At 64.7% G+C, this 17,084-nt stretch carries 16 protein-coding genes; 9 read left to right on the top strand and 7 right to left on the bottom strand.

Annotated features, from left to right (window positions below):
• Window positions 1-186: 186 nt before the first annotated feature.
• Together NL528_RS12935 and petA are read right to left on the bottom strand one after the other, a co-directional pair.
• Window positions 187-2,259 (bottom strand): cytochrome c1, encoded by a 2,073-nt coding sequence (locus NL528_RS12935; RefSeq protein WP_309183043.1) that lies wholly within the window; start codon window positions 2,257-2,259, stop codon window positions 187-189.
• Between the two features lie 72 nt (window positions 2,260-2,331).
• Window positions 2,332-2,862: a ubiquinol-cytochrome c reductase iron-sulfur subunit gene (petA, locus tag NL528_RS12930; protein WP_309183041.1), complete on the bottom strand. Its 531-nt coding sequence runs from the start codon at window positions 2,860-2,862 to the stop codon at window positions 2,332-2,334.
• A 278-nt stretch (window positions 2,863-3,140) separates the two neighbouring features.
• Here petA and NL528_RS12925 point away from each other — a divergent pair, with 278 nt between their 5' ends.
• From NL528_RS12925 to NL528_RS12905, 5 genes are all read left to right on the top strand, one after another.
• Window positions 3,141-3,596 carry a tRNA (cytidine(34)-2'-O)-methyltransferase gene (locus NL528_RS12925; RefSeq protein ID WP_309183040.1) on the top strand — a complete coding sequence of 152 codons (456 nt, stop codon included), beginning with the start codon at window positions 3,141-3,143 and terminating at the stop codon, window positions 3,594-3,596.
• Between the two features lie 9 nt (window positions 3,597-3,605).
• The gene (queE, locus tag NL528_RS12920; RefSeq protein WP_309183039.1) at window positions 3,606-4,238 is read left to right on the top strand and encodes a 7-carboxy-7-deazaguanine synthase; all 633 of its coding nucleotides are present in this window, start codon (window positions 3,606-3,608) and stop codon (window positions 4,236-4,238) included.
• A 46-nt stretch (window positions 4,239-4,284) separates the two neighbouring features.
• A complete protein-coding gene (locus tag NL528_RS12915) occupies window positions 4,285-4,650 on the top strand; it encodes a 6-carboxytetrahydropterin synthase (RefSeq protein WP_309183038.1) in 366 nt (121 codons plus the stop codon).
• Window positions 4,651-4,791: 141 nt separating this feature from the next.
• A complete protein-coding gene (gene hemF, locus NL528_RS12910; RefSeq protein WP_309183037.1) occupies window positions 4,792-5,679 on the top strand; it encodes an oxygen-dependent coproporphyrinogen oxidase in 888 nt (295 codons plus the stop codon).
• A complete protein-coding gene (locus NL528_RS12905; protein WP_309183036.1) occupies window positions 5,670-6,419 on the top strand; it encodes an HAD family hydrolase in 750 nt (249 codons plus the stop codon). Before hemF ends, NL528_RS12905 begins: the two co-directional genes overlap by 10 nt.
• Before the next feature lie 9 nt (window positions 6,420-6,428).
• On the opposite strand, the gene NL528_RS12900 is transcribed toward NL528_RS12905, so the two are convergent.
• From NL528_RS12900 to NL528_RS12880, 5 genes are read right to left on the bottom strand one after another with little or no spacing between them, the layout of a single operon-like run.
• Window positions 6,429-7,196 carry a TSUP family transporter gene (locus tag NL528_RS12900; protein WP_309183035.1) on the bottom strand — a complete coding sequence of 256 codons (768 nt, stop codon included), beginning with the start codon at window positions 7,194-7,196 and terminating at the stop codon, window positions 6,429-6,431.
• Window positions 7,193-8,446: a CCA tRNA nucleotidyltransferase gene (locus NL528_RS12895; RefSeq protein WP_309183034.1), complete on the bottom strand. Its 1,254-nt coding sequence runs from the start codon at window positions 8,444-8,446 to the stop codon at window positions 7,193-7,195. The genes NL528_RS12900 and NL528_RS12895 overlap by 4 nt, the downstream gene beginning before the upstream one ends.
• Window positions 8,443-8,706: a DUF6111 family protein gene (locus NL528_RS12890; protein ID WP_309183033.1), complete on the bottom strand. Its 264-nt coding sequence runs from the start codon at window positions 8,704-8,706 to the stop codon at window positions 8,443-8,445. Before NL528_RS12890 ends, NL528_RS12895 begins: the two co-directional genes overlap by 4 nt.
• Entirely contained in the window at window positions 8,703-9,362 is a 660-nt protein-coding gene (locus NL528_RS12885; RefSeq protein ID WP_309183032.1) for a CoA pyrophosphatase, read from the bottom strand. The genes NL528_RS12890 and NL528_RS12885 overlap by 4 nt, the downstream gene beginning before the upstream one ends.
• 8 nt (window positions 9,363-9,370) lie before the next feature.
• The gene (locus NL528_RS12880; RefSeq protein WP_309183031.1) at window positions 9,371-10,012 is read right to left on the bottom strand and encodes a DUF1285 domain-containing protein; all 642 of its coding nucleotides are present in this window, start codon (window positions 10,010-10,012) and stop codon (window positions 9,371-9,373) included.
• Window positions 10,013-10,249: 237 nt separating this feature from the next.
• On the opposite strand from NL528_RS12880, the gene NL528_RS12875 reads away from it, so the two are divergent.
• Genes NL528_RS12875 through NL528_RS12860 form a run of 4 tightly spaced genes read left to right on the top strand, consistent with a single transcriptional unit; the run spans window position 10,250 to window position 17,056 of the window.
• Window positions 10,250-11,248, top strand: a complete 999-nt coding sequence (locus tag NL528_RS12875; protein WP_074280273.1) for a MoxR family ATPase — start codon at window positions 10,250-10,252, stop codon at window positions 11,246-11,248.
• Window positions 11,248-12,189 carry a DUF58 domain-containing protein gene (locus NL528_RS12870; RefSeq protein WP_309183030.1) on the top strand — a complete coding sequence of 314 codons (942 nt, stop codon included), beginning with the start codon at window positions 11,248-11,250 and terminating at the stop codon, window positions 12,187-12,189. Before NL528_RS12875 ends, NL528_RS12870 begins: the two co-directional genes overlap by 1 nt.
• Complete coding sequence (locus NL528_RS12865; protein ID WP_309184884.1) at window positions 12,189-14,990, top strand: DUF4159 domain-containing protein; 2,802 nt, start codon at window positions 12,189-12,191, stop codon at window positions 14,988-14,990. Before NL528_RS12870 ends, NL528_RS12865 begins: the two co-directional genes overlap by 1 nt.
• Before the next feature lie 2 nt (window positions 14,991-14,992).
• Complete coding sequence (locus NL528_RS12860; protein WP_309183029.1) at window positions 14,993-17,056, top strand: hypothetical protein; 2,064 nt, start codon at window positions 14,993-14,995, stop codon at window positions 17,054-17,056.
• The last annotated feature ends 28 nt before the right edge of the window (window positions 17,057-17,084 follow it).

The following is a 17,084-nucleotide window of genomic DNA, read 5'->3' as shown; positions in this document are numbered from 1 at the left end:
GAAGCAATCCACCACCGTCATTCCGGGGCGATGCGAAGCATCGAACTATGATGCGCAATTGCGCATCCGAGAATCTCGAGATTCCGGGTCTGGTGTCAACGCCCTATCCCGGAATGACACCTAAATCAGCCCAACAAAAAAACCCCCGCAGGGGCTTTTCCGAATTCACATGGCCGCCCGAAGCGCTTAGTGCGCGTCGGCCCAGACCTTCTTCTTGGTGAAATACAACAAGCCCGCGAGCAGGATCAGGAACACGAAAACCTGCAGGCCGAGCCGCTTGCGCGCCTCCATATGCGGCTCCGCGGCCCACATCAGGAACGTGGTGACGTCGTGCGCATATTGCGCCACCGTGGCCGGCGATCCGTCGTCGAAAGTGACCTGGCCGTCGCTCAGCGGCTTGGGCATCTTGATGGCGTGGCCGGGGAAATATTTGTTGTAGTAGGAGCCATCCGGAATGGTCACGCCGGCCGGCGGCTTGTCTTCAAAACCCTGCAGGATCGCGCTGACGTAGTTCGGGCCTTGCTCCTGGAACTGGGTGAAGAAATCGAAGATGAACCACGGGAAACCGCGCTCGTAGGAACGCGCTTTCGTGATCAGCGACAGGTCCGGCGGATAGGCGCCGCCATTGGCGGCACGGGCGGCCTGCTCGTTCGGGAATGGCGAGGGGAAATAGTCCGCCGGCCGGCCGGGCCGCTCGAACATTTCGCCCTGGTCGTTCGGGCCGTCCTTGACCTTGTACTCGGCGGCCAGCGCGGCGGCCTGCGCCGTCGAATAGCCGGGACCGCCGGGATCGCCGAGATTGCGGAACGCGATGTAGGACAAGGCGTGGCAGGCCGAGCAGACTTCCTTGTAGACCTTCAGGCCGCGCTGCATCGAGCCGCGGTCGAACTTGCCCATCGGGCCCGAGAACGACCACTTCACCGACGGCGGCACGTCGTCGTGCTCCTCGGCGCGCGCGTTCTGCGCGCTTCCGGCAATCAGGCCGCCGGCGACGACGAGCGCAATGATCGCGGAAGCGGCGGTCGCGACCCTGCCCTTGCTCTTCGCCAGCACATCGTCGGCGATCGAGTTCGGCAGCGGCTTCGGCGTTTCGATCCGCGCGAGCAGCGGCAGCACGATCAGGAAATAGGCGAAGTAGCAGAAGGTGAGGATACGGCCGGCGATCACATAGATGCCCTCCGGCGGCTGCGCGCCGAGATAGCCGAGCAGGATGCAGACGACGACGAAGATCCAGAAGAACTGCTTGGCCAGCGGGCGATACTTCGACGACCGGGTTTTCGCGCTGTCGAGCCAGGGCAGGAAGGCCAGCACGATGATCGCCGAGAACATCCCGATGACGCCGGCAAGCTTGTTCGGGATCGAGCGCAGGATCGCGTAGAACGGCAGGTAATACCATTCCGGCACGATGTGCGCGGGCGTTACGCCGGGGTTCGCCGGGATGTAATTGTCGGCGTCGCCGAGATAGCCCGGCATGTAGAAGATGAACCAGGCGAAGAAAATCAGGAAGCAGGACGTGCCGAACATGTCCTTGATGGTCGCATGGGGCGTGAACGGCACGATGTCCTTTTCGGTCTTCACGTCGACACCAGCCGGGTTGTTCTGGCCCGCGACATGCAGCGCCCAGATGTGCAGCACGACCACGCCGGCGATCACGAACGGCAGCAGATAATGCAGCGAGAAGAAACGGTTCAAGGTCGGATTACCGACCGAATAGCCGCCCCACAACAGCGTCACGATGCTCTCGCCGAAATAGGGCACGGCGGAGAACAAATTGGTGATGACGGTGGCGCCCCAGAAGCTCATCTGGCCCCACGGCAGCACATAGCCCATGAAGCCGGTGGCCATCATCAGGAGGTAGATGATGACGCCGAGGATCCAGAGCACTTCACGCGGCTCCTTGTACGACCCGTAATAGAGACCGCGGAACATGTGGACGTAGACGGCAATAAAGAACATCGAGGCGCCGCTGGCGTGCATATAACGCAACAGCCAGCCATAATTCACGTCGCGCATGATGTGCTCGACCGACTTGAAGGCCATGGTGGCCTCCGGCGTGTAGTGCATCGCCAGGATCACGCCGGTCAGGATCTGCACCCCGAGCATCAGCGAAAGGATGGCGCCGAAGGTCCACCAGTAGTTCAGGTTACGCGGCGTCGGATAGGCCACGAACGAGGAGTGGACCAGGCCCATGATCGGGAGGCGCCGTTCGATCCACTTCAAGGCGGGGTTGGTCAGCTGGAAATCGGATGGTCCGCTCATTGATGCGATCCTGAGGAAGAAAGACGACGCGACGGGTCCAAATCTGGTTCTAAGTCCCGGGGGCTCCGGGACTTAGCCAATCTGGATTTTGGTATCGGAAACGAACTGGTAGGGCGGCACCGGCAGGTTGGCGGGCGCGGGTCCCTGACGGATACGGCCCGAGGAATCGTATTGCGAGCCGTGGCAGGGGCAGAAGAAGCCGTCGTAATTGCCCTCATGGGCGATCGGGATACAGCCGAGATGGGTGCAGATGCCGATCACGACCAGCCACTGGTCATGGCCGTCCTTGACCCGGGACTGATCGCTCGCCGGATCGGGCAGGCTGGCGACCGGAACCGAGCGCGCCTCGTCGATCTGTTTCTTGGTGCGGTGGCTGATGTAGATCGGCTTGCCGCGCCAGAACACCTTGATATCCTGGCCTTCGGCAATCGGGGCCAGATCGACTTCGATCGGCGCACCGGCCGCGATCGTCGAGGCATCCGGGTTCATCTGGGAAACCAGCGGCCACACGGCGGCAGCTGTGCCAACCGCGGCGACGGCTCCCGTTGCAACAAAAAGAAAATCACGGCGTGTCGGATGGTCCGCCGAAGACGCTGTCGTCACGATTCCAAGCCCTTTCTCATCTGCAGCCAGCGGAACCGCCCCGGAGGCGCTGAAAACGCGACCGGAAGAGGCTGCCGGCGCCCGCGGCCCCCGCGGCGGCAGAAAGACCACTTTTCCCGGCCAATCCGGCGGAACAAGCAGTCCAGAATCGTTCTATTGGCACCCTTGCCGTAAGAGCGCAAGCCCGCTATCGGCTCGCAAGCGTGCAATGCACTAAATCCGCGCCAAGCGGCAATGTATTCAAAGATTTTCATCGGGACTTCACAAGCCGCTACATCATGCAGATTGCGCTTTTCCAGCCCGACATCCCCCAGAACACCGGAACGATTCTGCGCCTGTGCGCATGCCTGGATGTGGCGGCCCATATTATCGAGCCGGCGGGATTTCCAGTGTCCGACCGGCACTTCCGCCGGGCCGGCATGGACTATCTCGACCAGGTGAGCATTACGCGCCACGACTCATGGTCAAAATTCGAGCAATGGCGTAACGACGGGGGGTTCCGGCTGATCCTGTTCACGACCAAGGCGGCTGGTTCCTATCTGGATTACCGCTATGGCGCGAACGATGTCCTGCTGTTCGGACGGGAATCCGCCGGGGTCCCCGATGCAGTCGCAGCCAGCGCCGATGCCCGGCTGCTGATCCCGATCAAGCCGGGCTTGCGCTCGCTCAATGTCGCCATGGCGGCGGCGATGGCCCTGGGCGAGGCGCTCAGGCAAACCGGTTCCGGAGTTTAAGGAGGCGTGGTGAGTTACGCGGTCAAAGAAATCTTTCTGACCCTGCAGGGCGAAGGCGCCCATGCCGGCCGGGCTGCGGTGTTTTGCCGATTCTCCGGCTGCAACCTCTGGAGCGGCCGCGAACAGGACCGCGCCAGCGCAGCCTGCCAGTTTTGTGACACCGACTTTGTCGGCACCGATGGCACGCTGGGTGGCCGCTATGGCTCGGCAGACCAGCTCGCCGACACCGTCGCTGCGCAATGGACGGGCGCGAACGCCAACCGCTATGTCGTCCTGACCGGCGGCGAACCGCTGTTGCAGGTGGATCGGCCGCTGATCGACGCGCTGCATGCGCGCGGCTTCGAGATCGGCGTCGAGACCAATGGAACCATCGCCCCGCCCGAGGGCATGGACTGGATTTGCGTCAGCCCGAAAGCTGGCGCCGACCTCGTGGTACGCGCCGGTCACGAACTGAAGCTGGTCTATCCGCAGCAAGGTGTTGCGCCGGAGGACTATCTCGGCCTTTCCTTCGAGCGCTTCTCGCTGCAGCCGATGGACGGCCCCAACGTGACGGAAAACACCGCGCGCGCGGTCGACTATTGCCTGCGCCATCCCAAATGGCGGCTCAGCGTGCAGACGCACAAGACGCTCGGCATCAGATAGATTCGGTATCAGACAGCATTGGCATCAGACAGGATTTGAGTTTCAGATGTGGGAATTGACGAAATCGTTCCGCTTCGAGGCGGCGCATTCGCTGCCGGGAACGACGTTTGGCGCGGCCAGCGAGGAAATCCACGGCCACTCGTTTCGCGCCGAAGTGAGCGTGCGGGGAACGCCCGATCCCGCAACCGGGATGCTGCTCGATCTCGGCCTGCTCGAACGCAGCATGGCGGAGGTGCAGAAGACGCTCGACCACAAGCTCCTGAACAATGTCGTAGCGCTGGGACCGCCGACACTCGAAAACCTGTCACGCTTCATCTGGGAGCGGGTTCAGCACGCCGGAAAGATCACGCGCGTCAGCGTTCACCGCGACAGTTGCAACGAGAGCTGCACTTACTTCGGGCCGCAGGGCTAGCCGTTATTGCGAGCCACCGGGTCGCGCGAATGCGCGCCCGATGATAAACTCCGCGAAGCAATCCATAGCCTCAAAAAAGAATGGATTACTTCGTCGCTTGCGCTCCTCGCAATGACGAAAAATAAGCGTTAGGAATCCCCCATGGATATGTCCGTGATCGACGATCGCAAGGCTCGCGCCAGAGGCTGGTTCGAAGCGCTGCGCAACGACATCTGCGCGGCTTTCGAGCGGCTGGAAGACGATGCCCCGGCATCGCTCTACCCCGGCGGCGCGGGACGCTTCGTGCGCACGCCCTGGGACCGCAACGACCACACCGGAAAGCCGGGCGGCGGCGGCGTGATGTCGATGATGTACGGGCGGCTGTTCGAGAAGGTCGGCGTGCACTGCTCGACCGTGCACGGCGAATTCAGCCCCGAATTTCGCTCGCAGATTCCAGGCGCCACCGATGATCCCCGGTTCTGGGCGTCCGGCATTTCGGTGATCGCGCACATGCGCAATCCGCACGTCCCTGCCGTGCATATGAACACACGCTTTGTGGTAACGACGAAGGCATGGTTCGGCGGCGGCTCGGACCTGACGCCGGTGCTCGATCGGCGGCGGACCCAGCAGGACGCCGATACGGTTGCGTTTCATGCCGCGATGCAGGCCGCCTGCGGCCGCCACAACGGGGTTGCAGACTACGCCAGATACAAGAAATGGTGCGACGACTATTTCTATCTGCCGCATCGCAAGGAAGCCCGCGGCATCGGCGGCATCTTTTTCGATCATCACGATTCCGGCGATTGGGATGCCGACTTCGCGTTCACGCAGGACGTCGGCCGCGCGTTTCTGAAAATCTATCCCGATCTGGTCCGAAGGAATTTTGCCACCTCCTGGACGGCGGAGGATCGTGAGGAGCAACTGGTGCGACGCGGCCGTTATGTCGAATTCAATCTGCTCTATGACCGCGGCACCACTTTCGGGCTGAAGACGGGCGGCAATGTCGATTCAATCCTGTCGTCGATGCCGCCCGAAGTGAAATGGCCTTGAAGCCCATGACGCAACTGCCCCGCGCGATGCTGATCGACATGGATGAGACCATCCTGTCGGCCTATGGCCGCCCCGATATCGCCTGGAACAATGTCGCGCGCGAATTTGCCGGCGAATTTGCGCCGCTGTCGTCGCAACAGGTTGCCGCGGCGATCGTGGAGTCCGGCCGAAAATTCTGGGCGAGAGCCGGGGCGGAGTGGCGGCTGAAACTCGGCGAAGCACGCCACGTGGTCGTCAGGGACGGATTTGCCACACTTGCCGCAGCTCACCAGACCACCCTTTCAATGGATCTCGCGACCCGGCTCGCCAACCGCTTCACCGCCTATCGCGAAGAGGAGATGTTTGTCTTCCCGGGCGCGCATGACGCCATCGATGCCCTGAAAGCGCATGGCGTCAAACTGGCGCTGGTGACCAATGGCGCCGCCGAATCCCAGCGCGCAAAGGTCGAACGCTTTGCGCTGACGCACCGGTTCGACCACATCCAGATCGAGGGCGAGCATGGTTTCGGTAAACCGGACGAGCGCGCCTATCTGCACGCCATGCAGGCGCTCGGCGTCACCGCGCCCGAGACATGGATGATCGGCGACAATCTGGAATGGGAAGTCGAAGCGCCGCAGCGCCTCGGCATCTATGCCATCTGGATCGACGTCCACGGCGAAGGCCTGCCCGCGGGTTCCGCCATCAGGCCCGATCGCATCATCCGCTCGCTGACGGAGTTGCTGCCGGTCGAGCGTGGATAGCGGCCGCAATTAAAGCAATTGCCGCAGCGCCGTGGAGATCATCACCACGCCGCCCGTGACGACGGCGACGTCGAGGATCGCGGTGTGGATATGCAGCGGCATCCGTTCGACGAAAGCCCTGGCAAGAAAGGCGCCGGGTATCGCGATGATTCCGATCAGGAGCGCAAAGGCGAGCACCTGCGCGGTGACGACGCCGGATAGGCCGAACACCGAAATCTTGATGACGCTGGTCGCAACCGAGATCACCGCATCGGTGGCGATCACGGCCGCGCCTTCGAGGCCGGCGGCCATCAACAGCGACAGCAGGATCACCCCCGAGCCCGAGGTGCCCCCGACCACGACGCCGTAACCGACCGCGCTGGCGGCAAGCCCGCTGTCGCCGATCCTGACTTCGCGGCGCTTGGCCAGCCGCCGCAACGGCACGCTCGAGATCAGCATGGTTCCGATCACCAGTGCAGCACCTGCATTGGTCAGCCGCGTGTAGCCGTAGGCGCCGAGCGCCGTCGTGAGCGCCGCGGCTGCGACGACGATTAGAGCGCGGCGCCGGTCGATATAGCGGAAATAGGCGGAGAAACGGCTGATATTGGTGAAGACAGCCGAGATCGCGATGATCGGCACCACGGGCTCGGCGCCGATCAGGGGCACCAGCACCAGCGGCATCAGCGCGCCGGTGCCATAGCCGGCAAGGCCGCCGATCAGCGAGGCAAACAGTGCAACGCCGGCCACCAGCAGGAGCTGGACGAGCGAGATGTCGGCAAAGCCCGCGAGAATATTCACAGCCGATGATCGCGTCTGAAACGGGCGGCGGTCTGGTCGGCAATCGCGGTCAGCGCGGACGGATCAAAAGGAAAATCCGCCGCCAGCCAGGCGTCTTCCGCCAGCGTCAGCACGTGTCCCAGCGCCGGGCCTTCGGCAATTCCGCGCGCGACGAAGTCGGCAGCCCTGAGCGGAAATTTCGGCGCGCTCCAGCGCTGCGGCAGCGTGGCCAGCGCGCGCCAAGCGGTGTCGTGGCGCGCGCCGGCCCGCGCCCATGCCAGCATCAGGCGGTCGCGATAGGGCTCCTCGCCGAGCCGGTAGAGCCGCCGCCGCGCCGTCGCCTCATCCATGCCGGCGAGCCGCCACCAGCGATGGCCCATCGAATCCAGCGCCTTGGCCTCGGCATTGGAGAGGCGCAGCCGCGCCGCGACGCGTTTGGCATCCTCAGTGACGGCAACCGTGAGCGCCCCGAGCCTTCGAACCGCGTTGGCTTCAAGTCCCAGCAGATGTTCCGCCGATATCATCGCCGCAAAGGGCCCGGTGTAGGCGACGCCGCCGAAGATCGGCAGCAGCAGGCCGCCGTCGGCCATCGCCGTGACCGCGATCTCGGCTCCCTTGGCGACCACGAGCTTGAGCATCTCCATGCGAATGCGTTCCGCCGAGAGATTCGCCAATCCCGCGCGTCCGCCAATGCAAGCGAGATATCCGGCGCGATCGGGTTCTCCGGCCGCATAAGCGGCGTGAAAGCGGAAGAACCGGAGGATGCGTAAATAATCCTCAGCGATCCGCGCGGCGGGATCGCCGATGAAACGCACGCGTCTGGCGGCGATATCCGCGAGCCCGCCGACATGATCGTGCACGACGCCGGCGGCATCAACCGAGAGACCATTGATGGTGAAGTCGCGCCGCTCCGCGTCGCGGACCCAGTCGCGGCCGAACGCGACCTTGGCCTTGCGGCCGTAGGTCTCGGTATCCTCGCGCAGCGTCGTCACCTCGAATGGATGGCCGTCGACCACCAGCGTCACGGTGCCATGCTCGATGCCGGTCGGCACGCTCTTGATTCCGGCCGCCCTGGCGCGGCGCACGACTTCCTCAGGGACCGCCGAGGTCGCGATATCGATATCGGCGATCGGGATCTTCATCAGCGCGTTGCGGACCGCGCCGCCGACGACGCGGGCTTCCTCGTTCGCGCCGTTAAGCAAGGCGAGCACACGGGCCGCCGGACCGGACCTCAGCCAGGGCGCATCCGACAGCACGGGCACCTCGCTCATTTCTCAACTCCGGGAACAAACTTGCCGTTCTCCATGTGGGCGGGAATGTAGGTCGACTTGGGCGGCGCGCCGGAAAAACGCGCCAGCAGGACGAAACTGGTCACCACCAGCAGCAGCGACCCCAGGACCAGTTTTGCCAGACGATGCGCCGGCCAGGAAGATTGCACCAGCAATCCGGAACGGGTGGCGATCAGGAACAGGGCATAGACCGCGAACGGGATCAGGAAGATTCCGACTTCGGTCAATGCCGGCCGGATCATGGCAAGAAGATCCGCTCATACAGCACGCGCAGGATTCCCGCCGTCGCGCCCCAGATATAACGCTCGGCATACGGCATGGCGTAATAGGAGCGCTCCATGCCGCGGAATTCCTTGCTATGGATCTGGTGGTTCGCCGGATTCATCAGAAATGCAAGCGGCACCTCGAAGGCGTCATCCACTTCGCCTTCATTGATCCTGAGTTTGAAACCGGGTTTGACCCGCGCCACCGTCGGCAGGATGCGAAATCCAAAACCGGTTCCATAGAGATCGAGATAGCCGATCGGCTCGATGAATTCGCGCTTGAGGCCGACTTCCTCATAAGCCTCGCGCAAGGCGGCATCGAGCGGCGAGGCGTCGGTCACGTCGATCTTGCCGCCGGGAAAGGCGATCTGGCCGGCATGTTCGTTGAGATGCGCCGAGCGCTGCGTCAAGAGCACGGTCGGCTGCGGATGGTCGACCACCGGGATCAATACGGCGGCCGGCCGCACCGGCTGTTCGCGCGCGATGATCTCCAGCATGCGATCGGTGCCCTGATCGCCGCTTTTGGGAATGATATTGGGATCGACCAGTCCCGGCGGAACGTCGAAATTGAGCCGCGCCCGGGTTCGCTCGAAGAATTCCGCCGCGCTGGTGGCGGCCGGTTCCATCTTCAGCATCGTGCCGTTCAAAGCGCGTCCCTCACCTGCTTCGCGTCCGCCATTGCGAAGAATTCGCCGCCGGATTCGATTCCGAACATCGGTTGACCATCGACCACCCGCTCCTCGCCCATGTCAACCAGATCGTAGTAGATCGCGCGGGTCACCTTGGCCCATAAATCGGCGCGGACGTGAAGATAGGGCGTGAGACCACCGTCGGCGGCCATCTCGAAGCGCAGGCGGTGTCCGCCGTCGCAGCCGACCCAGTCATCGACATTGGTGCGAAAACGCAGCAGCCGGCCGCGTTCGTCCGCTTCGGTCTGCATCTCGACGGCCAGGAACGGCGCATCGTCGACGCGGATGCCGACCTTCTCCACCGGGGTCACGAGAAAGTGCTTGCCGTCCTCGCGCTTGAGAATGGTCGAAAACAGCCGGACCAGCGCCGGCCGGCCGATTGGCGTGCCCATGTAGAACCACGTACCGTCGCCGGCGATTCGCATGTCGAGATCGCCGCAGAACGGCGGATTCCACAGGTGCACCGGGGGTAATCCCTTTGCGCCGGCAGGGTTGGCTTTCGCGGCATTGCTGGCCGCAGCAGTGAGGCCTTCGAGACCCGTGCTTTCAAGGCCCGTGGTTTCACGGGTTTGGCCGGTCTGCCCTTCGTTCGCCATTGTTTGCCTTAAGATTTGCTAGCCTCAATCTGGCACGATTGGTGCACGTACTCGAAGATGTGAGCGGGACAACATTCTCGCCACTTCGTGATGCCGTTCATACCCCTAAATACCGATAATGTGGGGATAGTCTAATTCAACGAATACATGGCCTTTGCATCGGCTTAGCATGAGGTTCATGGCATGACGACGCCGGTATCGAGCAGCGTCATCGCAGGATCTGGCAAGGAGAACGAAATGCCTGGCGCAGACAGTGTCGAGAAACTGGAAGACGGAATCGTCCGTTCGGCCGAACAGGTCTCCGGTCAAATCCGTGCTGCGAAGGAGGCGATCTCCACCGTGATCTTCGGTCAGGATCGGGTGATCGAAAACACCCTGGTGACGATCCTGTCCGGCGGTCACGCCTTGCTGATCGGGGTTCCCGGTCTGGCCAAGACCAAGCTGGTCGAAACGCTCGGCATCACGCTGGGCCTCGACGCCAAGCGCATCCAGTTCACGCCGGACCTGATGCCGTCGGATATTCTGGGCGCCGAGGTGCTGGACGAGAGCAGCACCGGCAAACGGTCGTTCCGCTTCATCGCCGGTCCCGTATTCGCACAACTGCTGATGGCCGACGAAATCAACCGCGCCAGTCCGCGCACCCAGTCGGCGCTGCTGCAGGCGATGCAGGAGCAGCACATCACCGTGGCTGGCGCGCGCCACGATCTGCCCAAGCCGTTCCACGTGCTCGCGACCCAAAACCCGCTGGAGCAGGAAGGCACCTATCCGCTGCCGGAAGCGCAGCTCGATCGTTTCCTGATGGAGATCGACGTCGATTATCCCGATCGCGACGCCGAACGGCGCATCCTGTTCGAGACCACCGGCGCGGATGAGACGCTGGCGAAAGCCTCGATGAATGCGGAGATCCTGATTGCCGCGCAGCGGCTGGTGCGGCGCCTGCCGGTCGGCGACAGCGTCGTCGAGGCGATCCTTTCGCTGGTGCGCGCCGCGCGCCCCAATCCCGACGGCGGCGAGAAGCTGATCGCCTGGGGCCCGGGTCCGCGCGCCAGCCAGTCGCTGATGCTGGCGGTCCGCGCCCGCGCGCTGCTCGATGGCCGGCTCGCGCCCTCGATCGACGACGTGCTCGATCTCGCCGAACCCGTTCTCAAGCACCGCATGGCGCTGACATTCTCGGCGCGTGCGGAGGGCCGCACAATTCCCGACGTGATCAGGCAATTGAAGGCGCGGATTGGTTGATGGCCGCAGAGAGCAGGCACCTGGGCGAGGAGATCACAGCAATCCGACGTGCCGATGGCGAAAGCCGAACGCTCGCCGCATCGCTGCCGCGCCTTGTGCTTGAAGCCCGCCGCATCGCCGCCAACGTCATTCACGGCCTGCATGGCAGGCGGCGCGCCGGCGCCGGCGAAAGTTTCTGGCAGTACCGCCGCTTTGTCTCGGGCGAACCGTCGCAGAACGTCGACTGGCGCCGCTCGGCGCGCGACGATCATCTCTATGTCCGCGAACAGGAATGGGAGGCCGCGCACACCGTGTGGCTGTGGCCGGACCGTTCGCCGTCGATGGCGTTTGCCTCCAAGGGAGCGCGCGCCAGCAAGCTGGAGCGCGGACTGATCGTCACCTTCGCACTGGCCGAGCTTCTGGTCTCGGGCGGCGAACGCGTCGGCGTCCCCGGCCTGATGAACCCGACCTCGAGCAGCAACGTGATCGACAAGATGGCGCAGGCGATGCTGCACGACGATGCGACGCGTGCGAGCCTGCCGCCGTCGTTCGTGCCGTCTGCACTGGCCGAAATCGTGGTGCTGTCGGATTTCTGGTCGCCGATGCCGGAGATCAGGAACATGCTGGCCGGATTGTCCGCCTCCGGCGCGCATGGCACGCTGGTCCAGGTCGTCGATCCCGCCGAAGAGACTTTCCCGTATTCCGGCCGCGTCGAATTCGTCGAACCGGAAGATGGAAGCCAGATCACCGCGGGCCGCGCCGAGAGCTGGGCGCGCGACTACGTCGCGCGCGTCGCCCTGCATCGCGACGAGATCCGCAGCGAGACCAACAAGCTCGACTGGCTGTTCTCGACCCACACCACCAGCCGCTCCGCCGCCGAACTGCTGCTGTTCCTGCATTCCGGCATGATGGTGAGCAAAGGCGGCGTGCGCTCGAGCGTCAAAGTGGGGCGAGGCGCATGATCGCAGGTCTCCCCCTCTCCTTTGCCGAACCGCTGCTGTTGCTGGGCCTGCTGAGCCTGCCGGTGCTGTGGTGGCTGTTGCGCGTGATGCCGCCGCGGCCGAAGCGGATCGAGTTCCCGCCGACGCGGCTGTTGTTCGATATCGCGCCGAAGGAAGAAACCCCGTCGCGCACGCCGTGGTGGCTGACCCTGTTGCGGCTGACCGCTGCCGCACTCATCATCCTCGCCGCCGCCGGCCCGATCTGGAATCCGCAGACCGCACCTGGCGGCAGCAAGGCACCGCTGGTGATCCTGCTCGACGACGGCTGGAGCGCGGCGTCGAGTTGGGACATCCGGATCAAGGCCGCCGATGAATTGATCGCGAATGCCGACAACGACCGGCGCGGCATAGCCCTGGTCCCGCTGTCGGAGCCAGCGCGCGACATCACGTTGATGCCGGGCGGCACCGCGCGGGTGGCGCTGCGACAGCTTTCGCCAAAACCCTATTCGGTCGAGCGCGTCGAGACGCTGCCGGCCCTCGAGCGCTTCCTCAAAGCCACCGGCGACGCCGAAATCGCGTGGCTGGCCGACGGCGTCGATACCGGGCGCGGCGCTGAGTTTCTGGAAAATCTCGGCAAGACCATCGGCGACCGTACGCTGACGGTGTTCGAGGGCGGCGCGCCCTCGGCGCTGGCCCTGGTCGCCGCCGAAAACGCCGCCGCGAAGATGACCGTAAAAGTGTTGCGCACCGATGGCGGCCTTGCCGCCGGCATCGTGCGCGCCATCGACGCCAAGGGCTCGCCGATCGGGGAAGCCCGTTACAGCTTTGGACCGCAGGAACGTGATACCGAAGCGGCGTTCGATCTTCCGGTCGAACTGCGCAACGACATTGCGCGGCTGGAAATCTCGGGCGAGCGTTCCGCCGGCGCGGTCCAACTGCTCGACAAGCGATGGCGTCGGCGCGCCATCGGCGTGGTCAGTGGCTCGAGCACCGATACCGCGCAGCCGCTGCTGGCCTCGACCTTCTATCTCACCCGCGCGCTGTCGCCGTTCGCCGATGTGCGGCTTGCCGATCGCGGAGCGCCGCAGCAGGTGATCGCGCAATTTCTGGATCAGCGGCTGCCGATGATCGTGCTGGCGGATGTCGGCACCCTGTCGCCGGAAATCCGCGAGCGTCTCAACGCATGGATCGAGCAAGGCGGCGTGCTGGTGCGGTTCGCCGGCCCGCGTCTGGCGCAGGCCGATGACGATCTGGTGCCGGTGAAATTGCGCCGCGGCGGCCGCAGCCTGGGCGGCAGCCTGACCTGGGAAAAGCCGCAGCATATGGCCTCGTTTGCCGCGGACGGGCCGTTCGCAGGCCTTGTTGTACCGAAGGACGTCACCATCAGCCGGCAGGTTTTGGCCGAACCGGATGCGGTGCTGGCGACCAAGAGCTGGGCGTCGCTGGAGGACGGCACGCCGCTGGTGACCGGCGAACATCGCGGCAAGGGCGTGGTCAGCCTGTTCCATGTCGGCGCCGACATGCGCTGGTCTGACTTGCCGATGTCGGGCAGTTTTGTCGAGATGCTGCGGCGGCTGGTCGACATGTCCGGCTACACGTCGAAACCGGGTGCTGGCGTCGCCAGCGAGGCGACCGCGGAGACGGTGGCGCCGCTGCGCACGCTCGACGGTTTTGGTGCGTTCGGCCCGCCGCCCTCGACCGCAAAGCCGATGCCGGCGGATTATCGCGATCGCGCGACCGCGGATCATCCGCCGGGGTTCTATGGTTCGGCCGAAGGTCCGATCGCCGTCAACACCCTGGCGTCGGCCGATCGCATCGCGCCGCTGGATACTTCTTCCCTGCGCGCACAGCGTGCCAGCTACACCAACGCCGAGCCGCGCGACCTGCGCGGGATATTGCTGTCATCATCGCTGGCGCTGTTCCTGATCGATGCGATCGTGGTTGCCATGCTTGGCGCCGGCCTCGCCGCGCTGTTGCGGCGTCGCGCGGCGCCGGCCGCACTTACCATCGCATTCGTCCTGGCCGCGATGAGCCCCTCGCCGAGCCGCGCCGACAACAACGACGACTTCGCCATCAAGGCGGTCTCGCAGACGCGCCTCGCCTATGTCGTCACCGGCAATGCCGACGTCGATTCCATCGTCAAGGCCGGCATGTCCGGGCTGACCCTGTTCCTGGCGCAGCGCACCGCGCTGGAAGCCGGCGATCCCGTCGGCATCGATCCCGCTCATGACGAGCTGGCATTCTTCCCGCTGATCTACTGGCCGGTGATACCGGGGGCGCCGAAGCCGCCGCAGGACGCCATCAACCGCATCGACGCCTATATGAAGCAGGGCGGCACCGTCGTGTTCGACACCCGCGACGCCGTCGAGGCGCCACCTGGAGACAACGGCGCGGCGCAGACGCCGGGCATGCAGACGCTGCGCGACATCCTTTCCTCGCTCGACGTCCCCGAACTCGAGCCGGTGCCGCGCGAACACGTACTGACCAAGACGTTTTATCTGCTGCGCGATTTCCCGGGCCGCTTCAGTTCGGGCCAGACCTGGGTCGAAGCCCTGCCGCGCGAGGATGACGACGAGGCCGCGCAGCGGCCGGCGCGCGGCGGCGACGGCGTCTCGCCGATCATCATCACCTCGAACGACCTTGCCGGCGCCTGGGCGATCCGCCCCGATGGCCAGCCGATGCTGCCGCTGACGCCGGGCGAGCCGCGCCAGCGCGAATTCGCCTTCCGCGCCGGCGTCAACATCGTGATGTACACGCTGACCGGCAACTACAAGGCTGACCAGGTGCATGCGCCCGCTTTGATCGAGCGGTTGGGACAATGAGCATGCAATACGGCATCGCGTTCACCCCCCTCGTTCCCACGCTTGTGCTGTGGCTCGCGCTGGCGGCCATCCTTGTGATCGCAACCCTGTTGCTGCTCGGCCGCGCACGCGGTGCGGCCGTACGCGTGACGGCGCTGGCGCTGATATTGCTTGCGCTCGCCAATCCCTCCTTCACCCGCGAGGACCGCGAACCGTTGTCGTCGGTCGCCGCCGTGGTGATCGACAAGAGTCCGAGCCAGAATTTCGGCACGCGCAATCAGGAAACCGCGAAGGCGCGGGAAGCCCTGGTCGACAGCCTCAAGAAGATCAAGGGACTGGAAGTCCGCGTGGTCGAGGCCGGGCAGGCCGACGGCGAAACCGACGGCACCAAACTGTTCGGCGCGCTGTCATCGGCGCTGTCGGACGTTCCCGTCGAGCGTGTCGCCGGCGCTTTCCTGATTACCGATGGCCGCGTGCACGATATTCCCGCCAATGCCTCGGCACTCGGCTTCCAGGCGCCGGTGCATGCGCTGATCACGGGGCGCAAGGACGAGCGGGACCGGCGCATTGCGATCTCGGCCGCGCCGCGTTTCGGCATCGTCGGCCAGACCCAGACCATTACCTACCGGCTCGACGATCAGGGCGTCACCGGCGAGCGCGCCAAGATCGTGGTCCGCCGCGATGGCGAGGTGATCAACGAGCGCACCCTGCAAAGCGGCCAGACCGCCAATATCGAGATCGACATCAAGCATGCCGGTCCGAACATCGTGGAGATCGAGGCCTCGCCGCTCGAGAACGAGCTGACGCTGGTCAATAACCGCGCGGTGGTCGCCATCGACGGCGTGCGCGATAAATTGCGGGTACTGCTGGTCTCCGGCGAGCCGCATGCGGGCGAGCGTACCTGGCGCAACCTTTTGAAGTCGGACGCCAGCGTCGATCTGGTGCATTTTACCATTTTGCGCCCGCCGGAGAAACAGGACGGCACGCCGATCAACGAGCTGTCGCTGATCGCGTTTCCGACCCGCGAATTGTTCCAGCAGAAGATCAACGAATTCCAGTTGATCATCTTCGACCGCTACGCCCGTCAGGGCGTGCTGCCGATCCCCTATTTCGAGAATATCGCGCGCTATGTGCGTGCCGGCGGGGCCGTGCTGGTGTCGGCCGGTCCCGACTATGCCTCGACCACCAGCATCTGGCGCACGCCGCTGGATTCGGTGCTTCCGGCCGAGCCGGTCGGCGTCACCGAGAAGCCGTTTTATGCGCACCTGAGCGATGCCGGCAAGCGTCACCCCGTCACGCGCGGGCTCGAGGGCTCCGCCGTCGAGCCGCCGCATTGGAGTCGGTTTTTCCGCACGGTGGAGACGCGTAACTCCGTCATCCCGCCGGTCATGACCGGCGCCGACGGCAAGCCGCTGCTGTTGCTGTCGCGCTCCGGCGAAGGCCGCGTCGCGCTGCTGCTGACGGATCATATCTGGCTGTGGGCGCGCGGCTATGAAGGCGGTGGGCCGCATCTCGATCTGCTGCGGCGGATGTCGCATTGGCTGATGAAGCAGCCCGATCTCGACGAAGAAGCGCTGCGTCTGCAGGTCCAGGGTCACGATCTCGTGGTGCAGCGCCAGACCATGGCGGACAGCGTCACGCCGGTGACGGTGACGTCGCCGAGCGGCGCCACGCGCGAATTGACGCTCAGCGCCGGCGAACCGGGAACCTGGACCTCCACGATCCCCGCCAACGAACTCGGCCTGTGGCAGGCGACCGACGGCACGCTGAAAGCGCTGATCAATGTCGGCCCGACCAATCCGAAGGAATTCTCCGAGGTCACTTCCACGACCGAGATGCTCAAGCCCCTGGCGCAGGCGACCGGCGGCGACGCGCGCCGCGTGGTCGACGGTTCGAGCATCGACCTGCCCCGCATCGTGCCGGTGCGGGCCTCCGGCATCTTCCACGGCGACGGCTGGATGGGCGTGAGGATGCGCGACGCCAGCGTCGTCAAGGGCGTCGGCGTGCTGCCGATGTTTGCGGGCTTGATCGGACTGCTGCTGCTGCTCGGCGCCTTTGCCGCGACCTGGCTACGCGAGGGGCGTTGAGCGCGGCGCGCCTCGCTGGCGTTGCATC

Source organism: Bradyrhizobium sp. Ash2021 (assembly GCF_031202265.1).
Lineage (GTDB): Bacteria > Pseudomonadota > Alphaproteobacteria > Rhizobiales > Xanthobacteraceae > Bradyrhizobium.
Note: the sequence above shows the minus strand (reverse complement) of the source record. Positions and strands in the feature narration are given on the sequence as shown.